This window comes from Deinococcus aquatilis DSM 23025 (assembly GCF_000378445.1).
In the GTDB taxonomy this organism is placed as follows: Bacteria; Deinococcota; Deinococci; order Deinococcales; family Deinococcaceae; genus Deinococcus; species Deinococcus aquatilis.
The window spans coordinates 1-22,631 of record NZ_KB899758.1 but is presented as its reverse complement, the minus strand read 5'-3'; the positions used below and the strand labels follow the sequence as shown (position 1 = coordinate 22,631).

General features: G+C 61.7%; 21 protein-coding genes and 1 rRNA gene. 10 read left to right on the top strand and 12 right to left on the bottom strand.

The features are described 5' to 3' along the window. From F561_RS0122185 to F561_RS0122155, 7 genes are all read left to right on the top strand, one after another. A 16S ribosomal RNA gene (locus tag F561_RS0122185) occupies positions 1 to 271 on the top strand; the annotation flags it as partial. A 163-nt stretch (positions 272 to 434) separates the two neighbouring features. Then, positions 435 to 701: an acyl-CoA-binding protein gene (locus F561_RS0122180; RefSeq protein ID WP_019012165.1), complete on the top strand. Its 267-nt coding sequence runs from the start codon at positions 435 to 437 to the stop codon at positions 699 to 701. 152 nt (positions 702 to 853) lie between these two features. Beyond that, positions 854 to 1,663 carry an ImmA/IrrE family metallo-endopeptidase gene (locus tag F561_RS0122175; RefSeq protein WP_040381646.1) on the top strand — a complete coding sequence of 270 codons (810 nt, stop codon included), beginning with the start codon at positions 854 to 856 and terminating at the stop codon, positions 1,661 to 1,663. A 5-nt stretch (positions 1,664 to 1,668) separates the two neighbouring features. Further along, positions 1,669 to 2,547 carry a dihydropteroate synthase gene (gene folP, locus F561_RS0122170; RefSeq protein ID WP_019012163.1) on the top strand — a complete coding sequence of 293 codons (879 nt, stop codon included), beginning with the start codon at positions 1,669 to 1,671 and terminating at the stop codon, positions 2,545 to 2,547. 9 nt (positions 2,548 to 2,556) lie between these two features. Then, a complete protein-coding gene (gene folB, locus F561_RS0122165; RefSeq protein ID WP_019012162.1) occupies positions 2,557 to 2,922 on the top strand; it encodes a dihydroneopterin aldolase in 366 nt (121 codons plus the stop codon). A gap of 3 nt (positions 2,923 to 2,925) precedes the next feature. Next, a complete protein-coding gene (gene folK, locus F561_RS0122160; protein WP_019012161.1) occupies positions 2,926 to 3,444 on the top strand; it encodes a 2-amino-4-hydroxy-6-hydroxymethyldihydropteridine diphosphokinase in 519 nt (172 codons plus the stop codon). A gap of 40 nt (positions 3,445 to 3,484) precedes the next feature. Continuing rightward, positions 3,485 to 3,991 carry a hypothetical protein gene (locus F561_RS0122155; RefSeq protein ID WP_157452108.1) on the top strand — a complete coding sequence of 169 codons (507 nt, stop codon included), beginning with the start codon at positions 3,485 to 3,487 and terminating at the stop codon, positions 3,989 to 3,991. Between the two features lie 157 nt (positions 3,992 to 4,148). On the opposite strand, the gene F561_RS0122150 is transcribed toward F561_RS0122155, so the two are convergent. Both F561_RS0122150 and pnp read right to left on the bottom strand, forming a co-directional pair. Next, complete coding sequence (locus F561_RS0122150) at positions 4,149 to 4,463, bottom strand: hypothetical protein (RefSeq protein ID WP_019012159.1); 315 nt, start codon at positions 4,461 to 4,463, stop codon at positions 4,149 to 4,151. A gap of 127 nt (positions 4,464 to 4,590) precedes the next feature. Beyond that, the gene (pnp, locus tag F561_RS0122145; protein WP_019012158.1) at positions 4,591 to 6,756 is read right to left on the bottom strand and encodes a polyribonucleotide nucleotidyltransferase; all 2,166 of its coding nucleotides are present in this window, start codon (positions 6,754 to 6,756) and stop codon (positions 4,591 to 4,593) included. Positions 6,757 to 6,892: 136 nt separating this feature from the next. On the opposite strand from pnp, the gene F561_RS0122140 reads away from it, so the two are divergent. Further along, positions 6,893 to 8,938: a molybdopterin oxidoreductase family protein gene (locus F561_RS0122140; protein WP_019012157.1), complete on the top strand. Its 2,046-nt coding sequence runs from the start codon at positions 6,893 to 6,895 to the stop codon at positions 8,936 to 8,938. Positions 8,939 to 9,090: 152 nt separating this feature from the next. Here the strand turns inward: F561_RS0122140 and F561_RS0122135 are convergent, their stop codons facing one another. Together F561_RS0122135 and ruvB are read right to left on the bottom strand one after the other, a co-directional pair. Further along, positions 9,091 to 9,426: an ArsC/Spx/MgsR family protein gene (locus F561_RS0122135; protein WP_019012156.1), complete on the bottom strand. Its 336-nt coding sequence runs from the start codon at positions 9,424 to 9,426 to the stop codon at positions 9,091 to 9,093. A 111-nt stretch (positions 9,427 to 9,537) separates the two neighbouring features. Then, positions 9,538 to 10,536 carry a Holliday junction branch migration DNA helicase RuvB gene (gene ruvB / locus F561_RS0122130; RefSeq protein ID WP_019012155.1) on the bottom strand — a complete coding sequence of 333 codons (999 nt, stop codon included), beginning with the start codon at positions 10,534 to 10,536 and terminating at the stop codon, positions 9,538 to 9,540. Between the two features lie 203 nt (positions 10,537 to 10,739). Here ruvB and F561_RS0122125 point away from each other — a divergent pair, with 203 nt between their 5' ends. After that, positions 10,740 to 11,519 (top strand): VOC family protein, encoded by a 780-nt coding sequence (locus F561_RS0122125; RefSeq protein ID WP_019012154.1) that lies wholly within the window; start codon positions 10,740 to 10,742, stop codon positions 11,517 to 11,519. A gap of 79 nt (positions 11,520 to 11,598) precedes the next feature. Here F561_RS0122125 and F561_RS0122120 read toward each other — a convergent pair whose 3' ends face one another. Next, positions 11,599 to 12,243, bottom strand: a complete 645-nt coding sequence (locus F561_RS0122120; protein ID WP_019012153.1) for an SCO family protein — start codon at positions 12,241 to 12,243, stop codon at positions 11,599 to 11,601. Positions 12,244 to 12,311: 68 nt separating this feature from the next. Beyond that, entirely contained in the window at positions 12,312 to 12,869 is a 558-nt protein-coding gene (locus tag F561_RS0122115; protein ID WP_019012152.1) for a TetR/AcrR family transcriptional regulator, read from the bottom strand. Between the two features lie 121 nt (positions 12,870 to 12,990). Between F561_RS0122115 and F561_RS0122110 the strand changes: the two genes are divergently transcribed. Beyond that, the gene (locus F561_RS0122110; protein WP_019012151.1) at positions 12,991 to 13,686 is read left to right on the top strand and encodes an MBL fold metallo-hydrolase; all 696 of its coding nucleotides are present in this window, start codon (positions 12,991 to 12,993) and stop codon (positions 13,684 to 13,686) included. Between the two features lie 91 nt (positions 13,687 to 13,777). On the opposite strand, the gene F561_RS0122105 is transcribed toward F561_RS0122110, so the two are convergent. The 6 genes from F561_RS0122105 to tnpC all read right to left on the bottom strand — a co-directional run bounded on the left by F561_RS0122105 (position 13,778) and on the right by tnpC (position 22,563). Next, a complete protein-coding gene (locus tag F561_RS0122105; protein WP_019012150.1) occupies positions 13,778 to 16,234 on the bottom strand; it encodes a cbb3-type cytochrome c oxidase subunit I in 2,457 nt (818 codons plus the stop codon). Continuing rightward, entirely contained in the window at positions 16,231 to 17,466 is a 1,236-nt protein-coding gene (gene coxB, locus F561_RS0122100; RefSeq protein WP_026299141.1) for a cytochrome c oxidase subunit II, read from the bottom strand. The genes F561_RS0122105 and coxB overlap by 4 nt, the downstream gene beginning before the upstream one ends. A gap of 320 nt (positions 17,467 to 17,786) precedes the next feature. Beyond that, positions 17,787 to 18,710, bottom strand: a complete 924-nt coding sequence (locus tag F561_RS0122095; RefSeq protein WP_019012148.1) for a heme o synthase — start codon at positions 18,708 to 18,710, stop codon at positions 17,787 to 17,789. Then, positions 18,707 to 19,720 carry a COX15/CtaA family protein gene (locus F561_RS0122090; protein WP_019012147.1) on the bottom strand — a complete coding sequence of 338 codons (1,014 nt, stop codon included), beginning with the start codon at positions 19,718 to 19,720 and terminating at the stop codon, positions 18,707 to 18,709. Before F561_RS0122090 ends, F561_RS0122095 begins: the two co-directional genes overlap by 4 nt. 159 nt (positions 19,721 to 19,879) lie before the next feature. Beyond that, complete coding sequence (locus F561_RS26475) at positions 19,880 to 20,980, bottom strand: putative bifunctional diguanylate cyclase/phosphodiesterase (RefSeq protein WP_083922607.1); 1,101 nt, start codon at positions 20,978 to 20,980, stop codon at positions 19,880 to 19,882. Positions 20,981 to 21,153: 173 nt separating this feature from the next. Continuing rightward, positions 21,154 to 22,563 (bottom strand): IS66 family transposase, encoded by a 1,410-nt coding sequence (gene tnpC / locus F561_RS0122080; protein WP_245556598.1) that lies wholly within the window; start codon positions 22,561 to 22,563, stop codon positions 21,154 to 21,156. Positions 22,564 to 22,631: the final 68 nt, after the last annotated feature.

Here is a 22,631-nt window from a genome sequence, read left to right as displayed (position 1 = left end):
CGAGGGTGTGCGAATCGCTGAAACCTATCCCCAGTTCAGATCGGAGTCTGCAACTCGACTCCGTGAAGTTGGAATCGCTAGTAATCGCGGGTCAGCATACCGCGGTGAATACGTTCCCGGGCCTTGTACACACCGCCCGTCACACCATGGGAGTATGTTGCAGTTGAAACCGCCGGGAGCTTTACGGCAGGCGTCTAGACTGTGGCACATGACTGGGGTGAAGTCGTAACAAGGTAACTGTACCGGAAGGTGCGGTTGGATCACCTCCTTTCTACGTTCCGTAACTGCTCTTCACTCCCTTGATGTCTAACCCCAGTCCCCCGCCCATGCGGGGGACTTCGCTTTGGTATGGGATTTGATTTGCATTGGGGTGCAACAGTCCTCAGGTTGAATTACGCTGTTGCCCGATACTCTGAACCAAGTACAATCTGGCGATGACCACTCAGACACAGTTGGCGTTCGAGCAAGCGCAACAGGATGTGCAGACGCTCTCCAGTAAACCCGGCAATGACGTGATGCTCAAGCTCTACGCGTTGTACAAGCAGGGCACTCAGGGCGACGTGATAGGAGAGCGCCCCGGCGGATTTAATTTTGTGGCTGCAGCCAAATACGATGCATGGCAGGCTCTGGCGGGTCGCAGTCAGGCAGAGGCGCAGGCGGAGTACGTGGCATTGGTGGGACAACTCAAAGCCCACGGCTAGAGTTGACATCCACTTATTCTTCTGGGAACAGCAGGTCAAGTTCAGTTTCGCTTCTACTGGTGCAGTAAACTACGGGCGTGACGGATCTTCCCGCCGCTCCTGCCACGCTGGACGCTTCTGCGCCGGGGGCGTTGACCCTTGCCAAAGCCAGAATGCGTGAGCTAGCTACTGCCTACGTGCAGCATTTGCCGGGCTTGGACACCCACAGCCTTATGGCGGGATTGGACGGCGTCACTCTGCGCTTCCTTCCAATGGGTGAACGTGACGGCGCATATGATCCGGAACATCACGTCATCCTGATCAACAGTGCTGTGCGGCCCTCACGCCAACGCTTTACGCTGGCCCATGAGATCAGCCACGCGCTGCTGCTGGGTGACGATGATCTGCTCAGTGATTTGCACGACGCCTATGAGGGTGACCGCCTGGAAGGGGTGATCGAGACGCTCTGTAATGTGGGCGCGGCAGCTATTTTGATGCCGGATACGCTGATTGCCGAACTTCTCTCCCGCTTTGGTCCTACTGGGCGCACCCTGGCCGAGTTGGCACGGCGGGCCGATGTGAGTGCCAGCAGCGCTCTGTATGCTCTGGCCGAACGCACCGAGGCTCCTGTGATCTACGCGGTGTGCGCGTTGTCGCGTGTCGATACTGAGGAGCGCGAACCCGATGAGGACGGGGCTGTTGCCCCCAGCACTACCAAGGTATTGACCGTGAGAGCCAGCAGCGCCGCCCCCGGTGTGAAATACAGCCTGCGCCCCGGCACGCCCATCCCAGACACCCATCCTGTTGCGGTGGCGCTGGATACCAACTTTCCGCTGAGCCAGGAAAGCTATGTGCCCTTCCGTTCGGGTCGCAAGATGCCTGCCTATCTGGACGCCTTCCCGGAGCGCCAGGTGGTGATGGTCAGCTTTGCTCTGCCTGTTCCGCCTGCCAGTAGTCAGGCCCCTAAAAAAGATGATGACTGAACCTGATGCGCTGGCCTGAACAGGTTCACTCCCTTGTCTTCCGCTTTCCCGCTCCAGGCAGTACGCGGATTCCTGATGGCTGGAAAGTGGAGTGGCGCGGCTGCGCCGTCCTGGGCATTCTGAACGTTACCCCCGACTCTTTCAGCGATGGCGGGCGACATAGCCAGCTTGGGGCAGCGGTGGCGGCAGCCCGTGCCATGCGTGATGCTGGGGCACTGATGATTGACGTGGGCGGCGAAAGCACCCGTCCTGGGGCTGTTCCTGTGACTGCTGCTCAGGAACTTGACCGGATTTTGCCCGTTATCCGTGCCCTGGCTGAAGAAGAGGTGCTGATCAGCGTGGACACCATGAAAGCGGAGGTGGCCGATGCGGCGCTGCGGGCGGGCGCACACCTGATCAACGACGTGACCGCCCTGCGCGACCCGGCCATGCGGCAGGTGTGTGCCGATGCCGGAGCACCCGCCGCTCTGATGCACATGCAGGGCGAGCCGCGCACCATGCAGCGCCACCCCACCTACACCGATGTGGTGGCCGAGGTCCGTGCTTTCCTGCAGGGGCGTGCGGCAGAAGTCTTGGCAGCAGGGGTGCCGTCTGTCCTGCTTGATCCGGGCCTGGGGTTCGGTAAAACGCTGGAACACAACCTGAGCCTGTTGCGGGCCACCGCCGACCTCTCATCGCTGGGGCATCCGCTCTTGGTGGGAGCCAGCCGCAAACGCATGGTGGATACGCTGGCGGGCGTGCCAGATGCAGCCCAGCGCGATCCTGGTTCGCTGGCCCTGCACCTGTACGCGGCGCAGCAGGGGGCGGCCCTGGTACGTGTGCATGCGGTGGCCGAGCATACCCAGGCCATCCGAGTACAGGCAGCCATAGACAGAGTGGGCTAAACTCCGGGCATGAGCCGTGTGGTGTTGGAAGGACTGGAATTTCATGCGCGGCATGGCGTGTATGACACGGAAGCGGTGCTGGGCGCACGCTTTGTGATCGACGCGGAACTGCATTACCCTTTTGCTGGTCTGCCCGATCACCTGAACGCCGCCGTCAATTACGCCGCTGTGTACGACGCGATCCGGCAGGAGGTCACCGAGCAACGGTGGCAATTGATCGAGGTGGTGGCTGACCGGGTGGCCCGCCGCGTGCTGCGCGATCAGCCTCGCCTGGAGAGTGTGACGGTGCGTGTGCACAAGCCGTTTGCCCCCATTCCGGGCGTGTTCCGGGACGTGTACGCCGAGTTGACGTTGCAACAGGAGTCTCCCGCCTAAGGTATGGCTGATCAGGTTGCCGCTACGGCGTGGATTGCCCTCGGTGCCAATCTGGGCGACCCACAGACGACCCTGCGGTGGGCACGGGCAGAACTGGCACGACTGGGCGCTGTTACGGCTGTCTCGGCCCTCTACCGCACCGCACCTGTGGGCGGCCCCGCAGGTCAGCCGGATTACCTGAACGCGGCCCTGAGCCTCCGTACTCAACTGGGTGCCCCAGACCTGTTGGCGGCCCTGCATGACATAGAAGCCCGTGCTGGACGCGAACGCCGCGAACGATGGGAGGCCCGGACACTGGATCTGGATCTGATCCTGTACGGCGATCTGGTGATACACACGCCTGCCCTGACCCTGCCTCACCCCCGCGCATGGGAGCGGGCCTTTGTACTGGCCCCATTGGCTGACCTTGGCCCCCAGCGTCGCCATCCTGAAACGGGACAGACGGTGGCCGCAGCACTGGTCAGGCTAGAACAGTCTGGAGTGGGCCTGGACGGCGTCTTCAGGGAAACGTCCGATTGGTAACACGTTCGCCTGCCCTCTGCGCGTTATGCTGGAAGGCGATATGAGCAATGCTTTCTCCGACCGTTCCGGCTCCCGTCAGGGACGTGCAGGCCGCGCCGTGCTGTGGGTGGCGATTCTTCTCAGCGTGGCTCTCCTGAGCTTCGTTGTTGCTATGGCCGTTCGTAACAATCCGCTGGCAAGCGATGACACTGCCAACGGCATCAGCAAATACAGGTTCCTGGAAGAGTGTAAGGAGCAACTGGAAGAGGCCGACACGCTGAATGTCAGTTTGCAGGGCCAGAATGTTCCCCTCAAAAGCCTGATTGAGCAGAGCAGTCCGTTGGCGGCGGGCGAAAGTTTGCATGTGAATGTGGCTGCCGATTCTCGCGACTGGGTCGCCGCTGCCCAACCCAACCCGGAAGGTGGCTGGCTGGCTGCTTCGCCCGTGCTGATTTCTATTCACGGCAAGAATGCCAGCGTGAAGCCGGTGGGTTCAGCAGGCCTGCAATGCCTGTACAGCACGAAGGACAAGAAAACCACCGTCCAGATCGTGCCGCCTAGCCAGTAATCCTATCCGTTCGTCCAATAGAACCGTGGACTTTGGGCTGTGAAAGAACACCAACCTCGATCTTGACTTAACAAGTGGGCCACTCTGAAGGAAGAGAGTGGCCCACTCGTTGGGTGCAGTGTTGATCTTGGTGACGTTCACGGCGCATGACTCAGAGTTACAGCACCACATCCAGCCCGCTGAGACATTCTTCGGCAATAGCACGCGCCAGAGGGTCACGGGTGCTGCGGGCATAACTGACGCCCAGATGTAGATGCTTCTGCCCTGCGTCAGCTCCAGCCAGTGCCAGGGTCTGGAAAAAAGCCAGGTGCGTATGCGCCAGCAGCACATCCCGCGTGCGTTCTGGCGGCAGCGCACACAGGATGGTCAGGGCGTCTTCATAGACTTCGAGGGCGCGGGCTTGATCGCCCTCTACAGCCCATTCCCGTCCCAGTTGCAGGTTGCGGGCAGCGGTGAGGTAGGCGGGGCGCATGGCAAGGATTGTAGAGGAACGGTGAGTGGGTTGTGGTCAGTGGAAAGGTCAAGGGCACAAGAGAAATTCAGTTCCCCTGTGCCCTTGACCTTCCCGCTCACTCCTGACCACTGACCACTAACGGTTGTTAATCCCTGCGGGGGGGCCGCCCACCACGGTCTCCACCCGGACGGGCTTCACGGGGGGCGCGGGGCGCGATTTTGCCTTCCAGTTCCGGGCGCACGAGGTCTATTTTACCCCGGTCATCCACGTTCACGATCTTCACCCGCAGCTTGTCGCCCACGTTCAGCACGTCTTCCACGGCGTTCACGCGCTCTTCGGACATCTGGCTGATGTGCAGCATGCCGTCCTGACCGGGGAACAGGTTGATGAAGGCCCCGAAAGCGGCAGTTTTGACCACGGTACCTTCAAACTCTTCCCCGATCTTGGCGGTACGGGTCAGCCCTTCTATTCGGGCTTTGACGGCTTCGCCGGCGGCTCCGTCGGCACTGAAGATACGGACAGTGCCGTCTTCTTCGAGGGTAATCTGTGCGCCCAACGCTTCCAGCTCGCGAATCTGTTTGCCGCCCGGTCCGATCACTTTGCCGATCAGTTCGGGGTTGATCTTGATGGTCACGATGCGCGGCGCGGTGGGAGCCAGTTCTGCGCGGGGGGCGGCCAGCACTTCGGCCATCTTGCCCAGAATGTGCAGGCGGGCCACGCGGGCCTGCTCCAGCGCCTCACGCATGATCGCGGGGGTAATGCCGCCCACCTTGATGTCCATTTGCAGCGCCGTGACGCCGAATTCACTCCCGCACACCTTGAAGTCCATGTCGCCCAGCGCGTCTTCGAGGCCCAGAATATCGGTCAGGATGCGGTATCTGTCGCCTTCCATGACCAGACCCATCGCCACGCCCGCCACTGGAGCCTTCAGGGGAACGCCCGCATCCATCAGGGCCAGCGTTCCGGCGCACACGGTTGCCATGCTGGAGCTGCCGTTGGATTCCAGCACCTCGCCCACCACGCGGATCACGTAGGGAAATTCCTCAAAGGTGGGCAGCACGGCGCGGATGGCCCGTTTTGCCAGGTTGCCGTGCCCGATTTCGCGGCGAGACTGCCCGCCCATGCGCTTGACCTCGCCCGTGGAGTACGGCGGGAAATTGTAGTGCAGCAGGAATTTATCGTTGTCTTCCAGCGTGAGGTCATCGACCAGCAGATTGTCGCGCTCGGTGCCCAGCGTGGCGATGCCCAGGACCTGCGTTTCGCCGCGAGTGAAGATGGCACTGCCGTGGGCGCGGGGCAGGCTGCGCGTTTCGATCCAGATGGGACGCACGGTGCGGCTGTTGCGTCCATCGGCCCGCAGGTCGTCTTCCAGAATCAGGCGGCGCAGTTCCTGTTTTTCCACCTTGCCGAACGCGGTTTTCAGGGCCGCGATGCGGGCTTCGGCGGCGTCCATCTCGCCTTCAGGAATCTGGGCGGCAATCAGGCGGTCACGCAGGGCCTTGAGGTTGGCGCTGCGCTCCTTCTTTTTGGTGGTCAGCAGGGCGTCGCGCAGGCCAGCGGCGCGGGCGGCTTCGGCCAGCTCGGGCACGAGGTCGGTGGTCAGGTCGCCCTCGGCCAGCAGGTTGAATTTTTCCTGACCCAGTTCGGCCCGCATGGTTTCGATCAGAGAAATGACGCCCTGCATCTCGGCGTGGGCAAATTCGATGGCCCCGACCAGCAGTTCTTCGCTGACCGTCTGTGCGCCCGCTTCGACCATCATCACGGCGTCACGGGTTCCGGCCACCACCAGATCAAGCACCGAGCGCGTGAGTTGCTCGGTGGTGGGGTTCAGGACGTACTGGCCGTCTACCTGACCGACCCGCACGCAGGCGGTGGGGCCGCCCCAGGGGATATCGCTGATGCTGAGGGCCGCCGAAGCGCCGATTGGCCCCAGCACGTCGGGCAGGTTCTGCTGATCGGCGCTGATGACCGTGATGATGACCTGCGTTTCGTGGCGGTAGCCCTTGGGGAAGAGGGGCCGAATCTGGCGGTCTGTGATCCGTGCGCCCAGAATGGCCTTTTCACCGGGCCGACCCTCGCGGCGGTGGAACGATCCGGGAATCTTGCCCACGGCGTAGTGCCTTTCTTCAAATTCCACGGTCAGGGGCAAAAAATCCAGCGGGCTTCTTTCTTCGCGGGCCTGAGCCGTGACCAGCAACATCGTGTCGCCGTAGCGCAGGGTCACGCTGCCGCTGACCAGTTTGGCAAGTTTGCCGGTCTCGATGCTCAATTCGCGGCCACCCAGCATCGTTGTGTACGTTTTTCCAATCATGGGGGCAGTCTATCCCGCCCGGTCTGCCGATACCGGGGCGTGGGGTGTATTCCGCGTCCCTCTGGGCATCGGTGCGGGCCGAGAAAGGTCGTTTGTGTCTGCGTGCTGCCCCGCCGGGACGTTTAGACTCTGGGCCATGACCGTGCCGCTGCCCGCTGCCACCCGCGACGTGTTCCTGACCTGCCCGCTGGATTGCCCCGACGCCTGCCGCCTGCGGATCACGCTGGCACGCGGCGAGGATGGACAGGAGCGGGCCGTCAAGCTCACCGGAGACACCGACCACCCCTATACGCGGGGCTTTGCCTGCGTGAAAACCGTGCATTATCCGGCGCGGCAGAATCACCCCGAGCGCCCGCTGTATCCGCTGCGGCGCGTGAATCCCAAAACCGACCCCGACCCCATCTTCGAGCGCGTGAGCTGGGAAGAGGCACTGGACGACATTGCAGGCCGCCTGAAAACGCTGCTGGATACGCGGGGGCCGTCTTCTGTTCTGCGTTACCACTACGCCGGAACGATGGGTCTGATGGAAAATGCCCACGCCCACACGCTCTGGCGGGCGCTGGGGACGCCGGAACTGGAAGAAACCATCTGCGCCACTGCCGGAAGTGCCGCGTGGACGCTGGGTTATGGTGCCCGCTTCGGCGTCGATCCGCTGGATGTGCCGCACGCCAGATTGATCGTGTTGTGGGGCATCAACAGCCTGAGCACCCACAGCCACCTGACCCCCCAGATGACGGCGGCGCGAAAGGCCGGGGCGCGGATTATCCACGTCGATCCCTACCGCAACCGAACCTCGGCCTACGCGGATCAGCACCTGAAACTGAAACCCGGCACCGACGCGGCGCTGGCCCTCGGCGTGATGCACGAACTGTTTGCCCACGGCTGGACAGACGCGGCCTACATCGCCGAAGCCACGCAGGGTATAGATGAGCTGCGCGATGCCGCTGCCGAATGGACGCCCGAACGCACCGCCGCCGTGACGGGCCTGAGCACCGAGGAAGTGCGCGAGTTTGCCCGCGCCATCGGCACCACGCGCCCCACCTATATCCGCGTGGGCTACGGCATGACCCGCCACGAATTCGGCGGAACCAATCTGCGGGCCGTGACCCTGCTTCCCGCCCTCACCGGAGATTGGCGCTTGCGCGGGGGCGGCGTGACCCTCAGCACAGGCGGCGCATTTGCCCTGAACCGGGCGCGGGTGGGCGGAGCCGATCTGCTGAAGCCGGAAACGCCCCGCGTGAACATGAACGAGCTGGCAAACGCCCTCACCCCCGAGAACGGACTGGGGGCGCTGGTGGTCTATAACTGCAATCCGGCGGTGGTGGCCCCCGATTCGGCCCGCGTGCGTGCAGGCTTACAGCGCCCCGATCTGATGGTGGTGGTGCTGGAACAGGCCATGACCGAAACCGCCCGGAATGCCGACTACGTGCTGCCCGCGACCACGTTCATGGAACACGCCGACATCTACACCAGTTACGGCCACCACTGGCTGTCTTACAACCCCGCCACGCTAGAAGCTCCCGGCGAGGCCCGCCCCAATACGTGGGTTTTTGGCGAACTGGCCCGCCGCCTCGGGGTCACTGACCCTGCGGTGTACTGGACGGTGGACGACCTGCTGAACGAGGTGCTGGACACGCCGCATCCGCATCTGGCGGGCATCACCCCGGAGCGGTTGAAGGCAGAAGGCATGCTTCACCTGAACCTGCCCGAAGAGTGGCGGCCCTACGCCCACGGCGCACCCACGCCCAGCGGCAAGGTGCAACTCTCGCCCGCGCCCCAGCACCGCGAACCCGCCGCCGCCCTGAATCCTGACTTTCCGCTGCGTCTGCTGACGCCGCCCGCGCACCATTTTCTGAATTCTACCTACGGCCATCTGCCCAACCTGACCCGCGCCGAGGGCAGCGAGCCGCACGCCCTGATTCATCCCGCTGATGCCGAGGCTTACGGTCTGCAAGATGGCGAGTATGCCCGCCTGACCAGCGAAGTGGGCAGCACCCGCCGCCGCCTGCGCGTGACCGAATCGGCGCAACCGGGCGTGGTGGTGGTGGAGGGCAGTTGGTGGGGCCTGTCGGCCCCCGACGGCGAAAGCATCAACGCGATCACCGCCCAGACGCTGACGGACTTGGGCGGCGGAAGCACCTTTCACAACACGCGGATTCGGGTGGAGCGGGAAGAGGTCTAGCCGTTTTCAACTCAAATTGACGTTGCCGCCCAAACCCCCCAGTCTGCTTCGCAGCCAGCCCCCCTTAGAGGGGAGCACAAAAGCCCTTATCCTCCCCTTTAAGGGGGGGCGTTGCGTCAGCAACGGGGGGGTTCACCCACCATCCCAACGTTTCACCCCTCCAGCATCCGCCCCCAGCCCTCCGCGTCCTCGCCCACCGTCAGCACCTTGCCGCCCCGCACCAGCGGCAGCCGCAGCAGCTCCGGCGTCTCAATGATTCGCGTGATGATGCCTTCTTCGGTGGTTCGCAGGTAGGCCAGATTGGAACGCTCGTAGGCTTTGCCTTCCATGTCCAGCAGGGCATTCAGGCCAAATTTCTGCACAAAGCGGGCCAGTTCGCCCTTGGCAATCGGCTTGACGCTCAGGTCTACAAAATGGATCTTGACCCGCCGTTCCTTAAAAAAGCGCTCGGCGGCGCGGGTGGCGGCGTTTTTCTTGGTGCCGAACATCTGGACTTGGGGTGGGGTGGGGGCGGGAGACATGGCAAGAAGTGTAAATGGATCGTGGAACGTGGATCGTAGGCAAGACAGACCACGATCCACGTTCCACCCACCACGTTCCTAATTAGTCAGAAAGCTCGGAAAATCCCCGTCCACGCCGCTCACCGGCAGCCCCAGATGGTCATAGGCGTGCGCCGTCGCTACGCGGCCCCTCGGCGTGCGCTTGATGAAACCCAACTGGATCAGGTACGGCTCGTACACGTCTTCCAGAGTCAGGGCATCCTCGCTGATGGCGGTAGCGAGGGTATCCACACCCACCGGGCCGCCTGCGAAGCGGTGAATCAGGGTTTCGAGGTACTTCTTGTCGCGGTCATCCAGACCCGCCGCGTCCAGCCCCAGCTTATCGAGGGCGTGCATGGCGCGGTCTAAGCCAATCAGGGTTTCTCCGGCGACATCGGCATAATCGCGCACGCGGCGCAGCAGACGCTTGGCGATTCGCATGGTGCCCCGGCTGCGTGCGCCGATTTCTATGGCAGCGGTTTCGTCCAGCCCGAAGCCCAGCAGGCGGGCGTCTCGCAACAGGTTGGTGCCGATTTCTTCGGGGGTGTAGTACTCCAGATGCTCCATGATCCCGAAGCGGGAACGCATGGGCGCGGTGATCAGGCCGGGGCGGGTAGTGGCCCCCACCAAGGTAAAGCGCGGCAGCGGCAGCTCGATGGTGCGGGCGGCTGGCCCCTGCCCCAGCACGATATCCAGTTTGAAATCTTCCATCGCCGGATAGAGATGTTCCTCGGCCACGCGTCCCAGACGGTGAATTTCATCGATAAACAGCACGTCGCCTTCTTCGAGGCTGTTGGTCAGGATGGCCGCCAGATCGCCGGGTTTTTCGATGGCGGGGCCGGAAGTCACGCGAATGTTGACGCCCAGTTCATGGGCGATGATATGGGCCAGCGTGGTCTTGCCCAGTCCGGGCGGCCCGAACAGCAGCGTATGATCCAGCGCTTCCTTACGGCCCTTGGCGGCCTGAAGGTACACGCCCAGCTTCTCCTTGAGGCGTTCCTGGCCCACGTACTCCGTCAGTGTTTTGGGCCTGAGGGCGGGATCGAGCGGTTCGGTCATGCTGGTTATATTACGCTATTTCCGAAATTGAGAACGGGAGTCTGTCTCTCAGTCTGACCGAGAATTTGCTCAGAGATAAAATAGTCATCTTATTAAGCTATTGACATAATGTATACTGTAACTTATACTGGGTTTGTTCCACGCCGCTGGTCACAATTCGCTGCGTTTCCCCGCCCTCACGTCCACAGAGAGGTTGCCTTTTCATGCCAACTTACACTTCCCACCCCGCCGGAACCCCGACTTGGCTCGACCTGTCTTCGCCTGATCTGAATGCCGATCTTCCCTTTTACGAACAGGTGTTTGGCTGGAACATCTCGGAGGGCGTGCCCGAATACGGCGGCTACCGCATGGCCTTTCTGAACGGGCAGCGTGTGGCGGGCCTTGCCCCCCAGATGCCGGGGATGGGCGGCGGCGCGGGCGCATGGACGCTGTATTTTGCCAGCCATGACGCACAGGCCGATGTCCAGCGAATCCGCGAGTTGGGCGGCACGGTGTTTGTAGAGCCGATGCAGATAGGCGATCAGGGCCAGATGGCGGTGGCTGCCGATCCCACCGGGGCCGTATTCGGGCTGTGGCAGGAAGGCACCCATACGGGCATGGAATTGATGGGCGAGCACGGCAGCCTGTCCTGGGCGCAGGCCAACACCCGCGACCTTGCAGGGGCCAGCCAGTTCTACGCCGAGTTGTTGGGGGCCACCAGCCAGCCCACTCCCGGCATTCCTTACCACACGCTGCACCACGGCGAAGACTGGACGGCGGGCGTGATGGAAATGGATGCTGCGGACTTTCCCCCCGAGCAGCCCCCCCACTGGGTCGCGTATTTTGCCGTAGACAATGCCGATGCTGCCGCCCAAGCTGCGGTCGCCAACGGTGGGCAAGTGGTCTCCCCGCCGCATGACACGCCCTATGGCCGGATCGTGGTTCTGCAAGACCCCGGCGGCGCGGTGTTCAACGCCATAGAAGGACAGCAGCTCGGGGCGTAAGGCCCAGTACAGTACCGCAGCACAGTCAGACGGCGGGCCTCAGCAATTGCAGTGAGGCCCGCCGTTCATCTGGTTTGATTCAGGAGCCGTATTGCCGCAGCAGCCCCGGCAGATCACGTTTCAGCGTGCCTTCCACAACTTCCAGATTGCTGTACACCCGCACGAATTGGCCCCGCGCATTTACCACGCTGACCTGATCGCCGTGTAGGCGGGCCGCCGCGCTGGCCGATTGTGTGCTGCTGGGCGTATCGGCATGATCCTGATGGACAGGCAGAGGCGCGACGTTGGTGACGAACATGGCTTTGGCCGCCGCGTCGATGTTCTCCACGCTTCCGGTCAGGCCCGTAAAATTGGCGTCGAACTTGTTCAGGTACTCGCGCAGAATGGTGGGGCGGTCAAATTCAGGGTCCACGCTGACCAGTTGCACGCGCAGTTTGGCCTGCTGCTCGGGCTTCAGCCCTTCGTAAGCCTCTTTCAGAATGGCGAGTGTTGCGGGGCAGACATCTGGGCAGCGCACGAACCCATAAAACACCAGCCGCAAGCGCCCATCCGAATCGGCAAGAGTGGCAGGGCGGCCCGCGTCGTCGGTCAGCGCCAGTGGGGGCAGAGCCACAGGCGTATCCAGCGCGGTGCCTCCCAGCGGAGCAGCACGGGCCGAACGAAAGAACAGCAGGCCGCCCAGGGCCGCAGCGAGGGCCAGCAAAACCACAGTGAGCCACTTCATCGCCCTCAGGGTAGGGGAAAAGAGCCGGGTAGTGTGTCCCCGGATGTCTTGAATGGAGCGCCAAAGCTTCAGTCGGTGTGCGACAGGCCCATGATCAGGGCCTCCAGCCCCCGTTCAAAGCCCCCACGCGGCCCACTGCGGCCAAATTGCCCGCTGAGTTCCAGGGTGGCGAATCCGTGCATATAGGCCCAAAATGCGACGGTGGCGGCAGTGTCGTCGGCCTGACCGGTCACGGCCCCGACCAATGCCAGCACGCTTTTCCAGAGGTCCTGACCTGCGCCGGGTTGGGCGGTATATGGCGCACGCGGCATCAGCAACAGGCCGTAGGCGTGCGGCTGGCTGCGGGCAAACTTCAGGTAAGCATGGGCGGCGGCCCTCAGCGCTTCGGCAGGGGGCAGGCCAGTGGTGGCCCGCGTCAGGGCGGCGTTCAGCTCCAGACTGGTCTGGTCTTCCAGGGCGGCCAGCACAGCAGCCCGGTCTGCAAAATGGCGGTACAGACTGCTGGGCTGCACCCCAAGCGTACTGGCAAGCGCCCGCATCCCCACGGCCTCTGCGCCGCCCGCCCGCAACAGCTCGGAGGCCGCCCCCACAATGGCTTCAGGTGTCAACTTGCTTGGATAAGCCATAAACGACAGTCTAGGTCAATCTCCGACGAAAGTGAACACCGTACGTCTTGACAACACATCCTCCGATGATCTACAGTTTAGGCAAGACGAACACCGTTCACCTTCGTCAAAAGGATGTGCTATGAACCTCATCACACACGGCGCGTACCTCACCCAACTGTCGCAGTTCCGCTTTATCAATCAGTATCTGGTGCAGGAAGATGACGGGCTGACCCTGATCGACACTGGAGCCAGAGGCCAGACAGCCAGCATCCTGAAAGCGGCAGCCAGCCTGAACGCCCCTATTCGGCGCATCCTGCTCACGCACGCACATGACGACCATCTTGGCAGTCTGGATGCCCTCCACGTCGCCCTGCCCGACGCTGAGGTGCTGATCTCGGCCCGCGATGCCCGCCTGATGTCTGGCGACCTGACCACCGATGCGGGTGAACTCCAGAAGAAACCGCGTGCCGGACGTGCCAAAACCAGGCCCACCCGCCTGCTGACTCCCGGCGACCATGTGGGCAGCCTGCAAAGCATAGGCGCACCTGGTCACACCCCCGGCCAGTTGGCCTTTCTGGACACCCGCGACGGAACCCTGATTGCGGGCGACGCCTACCAGACGTTCCGGGAAGTCAGCACCAGTGCCGAGCTTCGGTGGCGTTCGCCGCTGCCCGCGATTGCCACGTGGGACCGGGCCACCGCGCTTGCCAGTGCCCGCGCTTTGGCGGCGCTGCGGCCCACGCGCCTCGCCGTAGGACATGGGCCAGTGGTCCTGCACCCCCAACAGGCGATGGACGCGGCAGTTGGGCGGGCCGAGCGGCAACTCCAGAAGTGAAGAGTCATCACAACCCAAAGAAGAAGGGGGAACGCACAATCTGGCGTTCCCCCTTCTTCTTTTGCTTACCACTCACTCTTCCCAGTTTTGCTTACCAGGCGTAGAAGATAGCCACGATGAACAGCCAGACCACGTCCACAAGGTGCCAGTACAGGCTGGCGGGCGTGATGGAGCCGTGGTTGTACTTGTCCATCTTGCCGGTCATGGCCTGGTAGTAGGGCAGGGCGATGCCCGTACCACCGATGATGATGTGCAGACCGTGCAGACCCACGATGGTGAAGAAGCAGGCCTGCCACAGGTTCTGTTTCCAGTCTGTTTCGGTGCCGAACAGCGAGAACTCGTAGACCTGGAAGAGCATGAAGACGGCACCCAGAATCAGGGTGATCAACAGGCCCAGACGGAACATGGTGTAGCGGCCCTGATGGTTGTCCTGCTCGGCCTTGTGCAGCACGAAGGAGCTGGAGACCAGAATCAATGTGTTCAGGGCGGCCAACCACACGTTGGGGCGCAGGGCGGGCGGCTCGGCAGCGCCGATGACGCGCAGGTACACGTAGCCCGCGATCAGCACGCCGAACAGACCCACTTCGGAGATGATGAACCAGCTCATGCCCATGAAGCCGTTGTCGTATTTGGTCAGGTGGTGGTGCTCGACGGGCACGGCGTATTCACGGGTTCCGGCCCACTTGAACAGGCCGTAGAAGAACACGGGGAAGCTGAGGTACAAGACGATGCTGGCAAAGACATGCCCGCCACTGGCGTCGAAGAACCCCTTCAGGCCGCCGCCAGGGGTGTAGTTGGTAAACCAGCCGAAGCTCAGGCCATATCCCATCAGCAGCAGGCCAAAGGCCGTGATAAAGGGCCAGATGGAATCGACAGGCAGGTGAATGGTCTTGGGGTCCACGGGGGTCAGGGTGTCGCCGTTCTTTTCCCAGTCGTACAGCGGGCGCTCGGTGGGAAAGGAACGGGGGAATTCATGCGCGAAGTTGTAGGCCGCAGGAGGGCTGGCCGCCGTCCATTCCAGCGTAAAGCCGCCCCAGGGGTTCGGGCCAGCAGTCATGGGGCGCTGGAAGCTCTGGATCATGTTCCAGACCCACACGATGCCGCCTGCCAGCAGGGTCAGCGCACCCAGCGTGGAGACGAAGTTCAGTTCCGTCCAGGCAAAGTTGCCCTCAGGGTAGGTGTAGTAGCGCCGGGGCATGCCCAGCAGACCCAGAATGTACTGAGGCAAAAAGGTCATCCACGATCCGACCATAAACAGCCAGAAGTGCCACATGCCCAGCTTTTCGCTGAGGAAACGGCCCGTCATCTTGGGCCACCAGTAGTAGATGCCGCCCATGGCGAGGAAGGCCGTGCCGAACATCATGACGTTGTGGAAGTGGGCCACCACGTAATAAGACATCGTGACCTGATAATCGAAAGGAATCATGCCCAGGGACACGCCGGTAATCCCGCCGATCAGGAAGTTGAAGATGAAGCCGACCAGCCAGTAGGTGGGCGTCTTCATGATGATGCGGCCACCCCACAGCGTGCCGATCAGGTTAAAGATTTTGACGCCAGTTGGCACAGCCACGATCAGGGTGGCGATCATAAAGGCGATCTGCCAGCTTTCGGGCAGGCCCACGGCAAACATGTGGTGGACCCACACCAGCAGCGACACCAGCACGATTCCGAGGATGGAATACACCATCACGCGGTAGCCGAACAGGGGCTTGCGGGCCATCGTCGAGGCGATTTCGGCGGCAATGCCGAGGTAGGGCAGCAACATCACGTACACGGCGGGGTGAGAGTAGAACCAGAAAAACTGTTGCATCAGCACGGGCACGCCGCCGATGCCGGGGTTGAACATGCTCAGGCCCAGTTTGATTTCGAGGTAGGTGACCAGCGCCGCAGCGGTCAGGCCGCCCAGCGAGATCAGCTGCAAAATCGAGGTGGCGAAGATGCTCCAGACGAAGATGGGCATTTTCCAGAGGCTCATGCCGGGGGCGCGGAGGTTGACGATGGTGGCGGCAAAGTTGGCACTGCCCAGCAGCGACGCGATGCCGTTGAAGATCAGGGCGACCATCAGCACGGCCACACCGGTCTGGTTGGCATCCACGCTGAGGGGGTAATAGAAGGTCCAGCCGACGCCGGGTGCGCCGCCGTTGGCGAGGCCCGTGATGACCAGAATCAGGCTGAAGATGAACAGCCACACCGCGAAGGTGTTGACGCGGGGCAGGGCCACATCACGCACGCCGAGTTGCAGCGGCAGGAACCAGTTTCCGAATCCGAACAGCCCAATCGGAATCAGGAAGAAAAAGATCATCAGTGCGGCGTGCAGGGTCAGCACCTGGTTGTAGGTGTTACCCACCAGGAAAGACTGTTCGGGCAGCGCCAACTGCAAGCGGATGCCCACGGCCAACAGCCCACCGATCCCGAAGGCGAGAATGCTGGTCACGATGTACAGCGTGCCGATCTTCTTGTGATCGGTGGTTTTCATGTAGTCCAGCAGCACTTCCAGAATGCTGGGCCGGGCCACCTCGACTTGTGGGGGAGCGTGCTGAACGGTCACTGTGTTCCTCCTTGCGGCGCACCCTGAACGGGCGTTCCTTTCCAGTAGTCCGCTTCTTCAGGCAGTTGCAGCGTTCTGAGGTAGGCCGCAACGTCATCGATCTCGGCGTCGGTCAGCACGCCGCCTTTTTGCACCTTGCCGTTCACGCGGTATTCACTGCCGTCGTAGGTGGGCATCAGGCTGCCAGGCTTGACCAGCGGGCTGTGCTTGATCCACTCGTGCAGGCGGGCTTTGGCGTCGGCGGCTTCCCAGTGCTCGGCGGTCATGGCTTCCCACATGCCCGCGCCCAGTGTGCGGCGCGTGCCGAAGAAGCTGAGGTCGGGGCCAGCCGCGCCTGCAGCGGGCGTGCCCTGAACGCGGTGGCAGGCGGCGCAGGCCAGAGCGCCCGTTTCGGTCTTGCCCTGCATGAACAGCGTGTAGCCGCGTGCCTCGGCGCTACCAGGAGCGGGTTCGGGGGCACGGTAGGCGCTGGCTGCCGTAATGAAGGTGTTGTAACGGTCCTGATCCAGAGCGACGACCTTGTAGCGCATGTTGGCGTGGCTGGCTCCGCAGAGTTGCGAGCAATTGCCCTGATAGGCCCCGGCGCGGTCGGTATCCACCTGCCAGGTCTTTTTCACGGCAGGCATGGCCGCCCGCTGGCCACCAATGTTGGGTGCCCAGAAGCCGTGAATCACGTCGCCACTGGTGATGGTGAGGGCCACCTTCTGGCGGGTGGGCATGATGATCTCGTTGCCGTTGGTGACCACGCCGCCCGCTGCCGCCGCCGCTTCGGGATAGCTGAAGTTCCACCAGAACTGGCGGCCCAGCACATCGACATTGACCGTATCGGCGTTGATGTTGGGGTTCAGGCGGGCCATGCTGCGTACCGTCAGCACACTCAGGAACACCACGATGATCACGGGAACGACCACCAGAATCACTTCTAGGCGGTTGTTGCCGTGAAACTGCGCGGGCGGCGCGTCGTGTTTGTCTTCACGGAACTTATTGACCGTGTAGAACAGGGCGTACGACACACCGATGAAAATAATGATCGACAGCGCGATGGCCCAGACGCTCATCCAGAAGATTTCGCGGTTGTAGCCCGACGACATATCCCCGATGCTGAGCGACTGACTGACTTGCTGACATCCGGTCAGCAGTGTGGCGGCCAGCCCCGTCAGCGCCAATGGAAGCACGCGGCGAACGCGCCTGAAACGGGAATGGCCCGGCGTCTGGTGATGGTTGGTATTCAACTTCGCTCCTTTCTTCCTGCCCCAGTGGATTGGCCTTGCGAGAAGGGCCGAACATAACGCCCCTAGTGTAAAGCGTCACGTGGGGAAAATTTGCCCCCCCTCCAGCCCACAGACTGCCAGGGGCGAGCGCCTCTCTTCTTCTGCATTCTACCGATCGGTCAGGGCCAATGGATATGAGATCAGGTGCAGGGGGTGTCATGTGTCCTGAGAAGGAAGTGTGGACTGAAGGTTGTGGGATGTGGGAAGGGCAAACAGGGGATCGTGGGAAAAGAAAAAGCGCAGGACGATCTCGCCGCCTGCGCTTTTACCACTGACAGTTTTTACAACAGCTGCGCGAAGACCACCCGGTCAAGCGCTCCTGCCACGAACAGCAGTGCCAGATACAGCATCGAATACAGGTACAGTGGCACGGCCACGCGGCGTTCTACGGCATTTCCGGCCATGACGTGCCTATACAGCACCCAGGAGCGCTGAAGCAATAGGCCGCCCAGCAACGCTGCTGACACAAAGTAGATCGCACCTACTTCGCGGAAAAACACGGGCATCACCGACAGCACCACTGTGTAGATGGCATACAGCCCGATCTGGGCCACCGTCAGCTTGTCTCCGTGCACTACGGGCAGCATCGGAATACCGACCTCGCGGTACTCGTCTTTGATCATCAGGGCCAGTGCCCAGAAGTGCACCGGCGTCCAGAAGAAGATGATGGCAAACAGGAACCAGGCGAACAGGTTCAGGTCGCCAGTAACAGCGGCCCAGCCGACCAGCGGCGGAAAGCATCCGGCAGCTCCGCCCAACACGATGTTGTGCCAGGTCGTGCGCTTGAGCCACAGCGTATAGACCACCACGTAGGTCAGGAATCCGGCGAGGCTCATCCACGCGGCCAGCGGTGATCCCCAGACCCACAGCATCACGAACGACAGAACCTGCAAGGTGGTGCCGAAAATCGCGGCGTTCTGGGCCGAAATCAGGCCGCTGGTGGTGGGGCGCTGCGCAGTGCGGGCCATCTTCAGATCGATGTCGCGGTCGATGATCATGTTGAACACGCCCGCCGATCCTGCCGACATGTAGCCCGCCAGGCCCACCACGATCAGCAACCACAGGCCCGGCCAGCCCCGCGCGGCCATGACCATCGCGGTCAGGGTCGTCCACAGCAGCAAGCTGATGACCTTGGGTTTGGTCAGCGAAAGGTAATCGCGCCAGGTGGCACGGGTAGGGGCAGCAGAATCAGTTACGGCAGTCACGCATTGCGTCCTTTGGGGGTGGTGCGGGGAATGAGAGGAGGTGTAGTAGGAGAGACACTGTTAGAGGAAACACTGAGAGCAGTCAAGGAGCGGTAGGCCAGCAGTACGGTAGCCAACCACAGCACGCAGGCCAGCAGCAGATGCGTCAGTTGCATCCAGCCCGGAGCTTTGAGAGCGATATTGGCAAATCCGGCCACCATCTGCGCCCCGAGCAGGCCCCAGACCACCAGACTCCACCGCTGAACCCCTGCGCTGGGCCGCACCCGGCGCAAAAACACGCCCAGCCACACCAGGTAGGCGCTGGTCAGAATCGCCAACATGGGGTGAACGACCCGCAAATTTTCGATCAGGCTGGCGGTGGATGCAAAATCGCGTTTGACTGTCTCTACGGGCGTGCCGTCGGCGGGCAAAAACAGCAGGTCGCCCAGCGCGGTCACTGCGCCTGCCATACCCAGGACCAGCAGCAGACCCAGCCCGGCATAATTGGCCCACCCTGCCGCGCCCTGTTTGGTCAGCCTCAGGCGTGGCCCACCAGAGGCCCAGAGCGCGGTCAGCAGCAGCGCTCCCAGCAGCAAGAAGGTATTGGCAAGATGCACGCCCTGTACCAGCCCGCGTGCTGGGTTGGTGCTGGTGGCAGTCAGTCCCAACAGAACCTGCACACCGCCCACCAGTCCTTCCAGAATGATCAGGCCGAGGCTCAGGATGGCGCCGAACCGCGCCGCATGTCCTTTGGGAGTCACGCGGAAGGCGAGGGCCACCAGCACAATGGCAAACAGCCCGCTGAGACCACTGGTCAGGCGGTGACTGAATTCGATGATGGTATGGAGTGTGGGGTCTTGAGGCACGACCACGCCATTGCACAGCGGCCAATGCTCGCCGCAGCCTGCGCCCGCCCCTGTCAGACGGACCACCGCGCCCCACAGGATCACGAGTACGTTGTAGGCCAGAGCGGCCCAGGCCAGCCGGGACAACCAAGTGCCCGCGCGGGAAACTGTCAAGGTCTTGCTCATTCTTCCACCGTCCCTTTCGCGCCTGCGGATCTGGCTTGGGGGTCTGGCATTCAGGCCACGTTCCGCCCGCTGCCCCTGACCCTTGCGGTCAACGCATCTTTCCTATTCTATGCGCTGGCCTGGGCGGAGGATTGTCCCCTGACAGGTTTGGGTAGCCTGTTAGGTGGGAGGTACGGCAGGTGTGGCGGGCCTGAACCAGGCTGGTAGCTCAGATTGTGCCAACAGCACGTCGATCTGTTCGGCGCTACAGGGCCGCGAAAACAGGTAGCCCTGACCATAGTGACAGCCCAAACTCTGCACCATATCCAGCTGCTCGGCTGTTTCGATCCCCTCGGCGGTCACCTGTAAGTCGGCAATCTGACTGAGATTGACAGTAGAGCGCACGATCTGCTGTACGTAGAGATGCTCTACAGACTGTCCCACGATGTTAAATGTAAAACTCTGGTCTATCTTGAGCGATTGAACAGGTAAGGTTCTGAGACGATTGAAATTTGAATAGCCTATGCCGAAGTCGTCTATGATCAGGTCGATTCCCAGAGAATTCAATTCATCAAGAATATATCTCGTGTGGGGATCATCCCTCATTAACATGGTTTCTGTAATCTCCAGGGCCAAGTGTGTAGGCGAGAGACCGTTCTTTTGAATTTCGCGATTCAGATCTTCCATGAAACTGTGTTGAAGAAGTTGTAGAGCAGACAGATTCACACAGACCTGTATGTCCTTCCAGGCGCTCGCAGAGAGGCAAGCCTGTTCAATGACCCAGTGTCCTAAACTGAGGATCAACCCAGAATGTTCAGCGACCGGAATAAAATCTGTGGGCGAAATCCTGCCCAGAGTTGGATGTGTCCAGCGGAGAAGGGACTCTACCTTGACAATTTTGGCAGTCCTCAGATCATAGATGGGTTGAAAAACCAATGATATTTCTTGACGTTCTATAGCGCCCGCAAGTTCATGGGCCAACATTTGTTGATATTCGGTAGCTGCATCGTCAGTAGAATTATAGCGTTTGAACCCATGTTTACCTGATCGTTTGACGGCCAACATGGCACTGTCGGCGTGCCGCAACAGGTCTTCAGGGGTCTGGGCATCTTCAGGATAGTTGCTAATACCAATACTGAGAGTCAGAAACGAGTACCTGAACCCTGGTGAGATAAACACCCCTTCTGATTTTAGATTGCTCAGCAATTTTTTACTCAATCTCTCTGCACTCTGGGAGTCTGAATTCTCTAAAATGATAACTGAGATCTTGCAGTTTTTCAAAACGATGTCTGGAACGCACTTTTGGCCCCATAGTGGGGTGTGAACCCAAAAGAACCGCGCTCCAGACGCCTGTATTCTGACATCCTCAAGTGCTTTTCAAGGTCGCAGCATCGGGCTTCGGTCTGTGATTAGCGCCTCCCTGGATGCCCGGCCGAAGGTCGGGCATCCAAGCTTTAACGGGTGAGGCCGGTCAGGACGGCGACGGGATCTTGACCGCGCAACCGCGCGGTCTCCACGGTGGACTTGATCCGCATGTACGTCTGCGCGCCCACCGCGTTCTTGCTGCACTGCGAGACCTTCCTCGCCATCACCACGGTCCGCAGACTCCGTTCCGCCGCATTGTTCGTCGGTGGAATGTCCGGATCCTTCAGGAACTGCCACAACCGATCGAGTCCATGCTGCTTCAGGATGCCCAGCCGGAGTCGTTCGTTCGCCTTCGACTTCAGCGGTGCCCGGTTCAGCAAGGCCTCCAGGCGCAGGGTGAGTTCTTCACCCTGTTGCGCGTATTCCTCTTGCGTACACACACTCGTCGTCACGTTCCGGTGCAGTCGGATTCCATCCCGGAAGACCTGCGCAACCCGCTGTCCGTACAGCTCTCCACGTCCAGGGCGCCCCTGCTGCCCGGCGGCGACCTCATCGGCATTGCGGATCAGGTGCGCCAGGCACTTCTGCTGCTTGACCCCTTCTAGGAAGCGGCTGTCGTACGAGGAGAAGCGGTCGCTGACCAGCACGCCCGCGAAGTTCTGTCCCAGCCCTTGGCGGACTTCCACGTTCGTGTGCTGCAGGTTGGCGCGGAAGACCACGGTGTCCGCGCTGCGGAACGCGCCCACCCACGCGTTTTGGGTGCCGATCCGCCAGCCGGTGTCGTCGTGATGCACGAACGGAGCGTGTTGCACTTGTGCCTGGAGAGCCTCGACGTGAGCGGCGAGGGGGCTGCCGTCGGCGGCAAGCCGCCGTGCGGCTTGCGTGATCGCACCTTGCGTGACCTGCACGCCGCCTAGGAGGTTCATGACCCGACCGATTCGGCGCACGGGCAGACCCACCTCGTGATGCAGGGTCTGAAGGGTGGCGTGCAGAACCGGTCCGAGTCGGTGGGCGGTGGCACCCATCTGATCGGCCTTTAGGGCGGGATGGTTACCACGCACCGCGTGGTGACACTGGGGGCAGTCCATGACGGGCACGTGGTACTCGGTGACCTGCATGGCGTTCTGAGGGACAAGTTCCGTGACCCAGGCTTTGTCGTGACGGGTGAAGATCAGCAGTCCTGTGAAACCACACCGAGGACAGGTGTTTGGCGTGTCAACCTGTACGGTCTCGGTGATCTGTTGTGGCGTGGGTGGCGACTTGTGCGCGAAGGTGCCTTCACCAGGACGGCGTCCTGGTGATTTGGGTTGGGCAGTGCGCGTCTCCCGGCTGAAGGGCGCGGCATACTTGCGGGCCCGTCGTTCCAGCTCTTCAATACGCTTCTTCAGGCGGATATGTTCGGCCTGAAGCGCTTTGTTCTCCGCGATCAACTGGTCAATCTGCTCGGACTGGCGACGGATGATCTCGAAGAGATCTTTCTCAGTCACCTCGGAGCTCATGGACAGCATGGTAACGGCAAGAGTGCCCGGCTGAAAGCCGGGCACTCTTGGAGGCGCTAATCACAGAC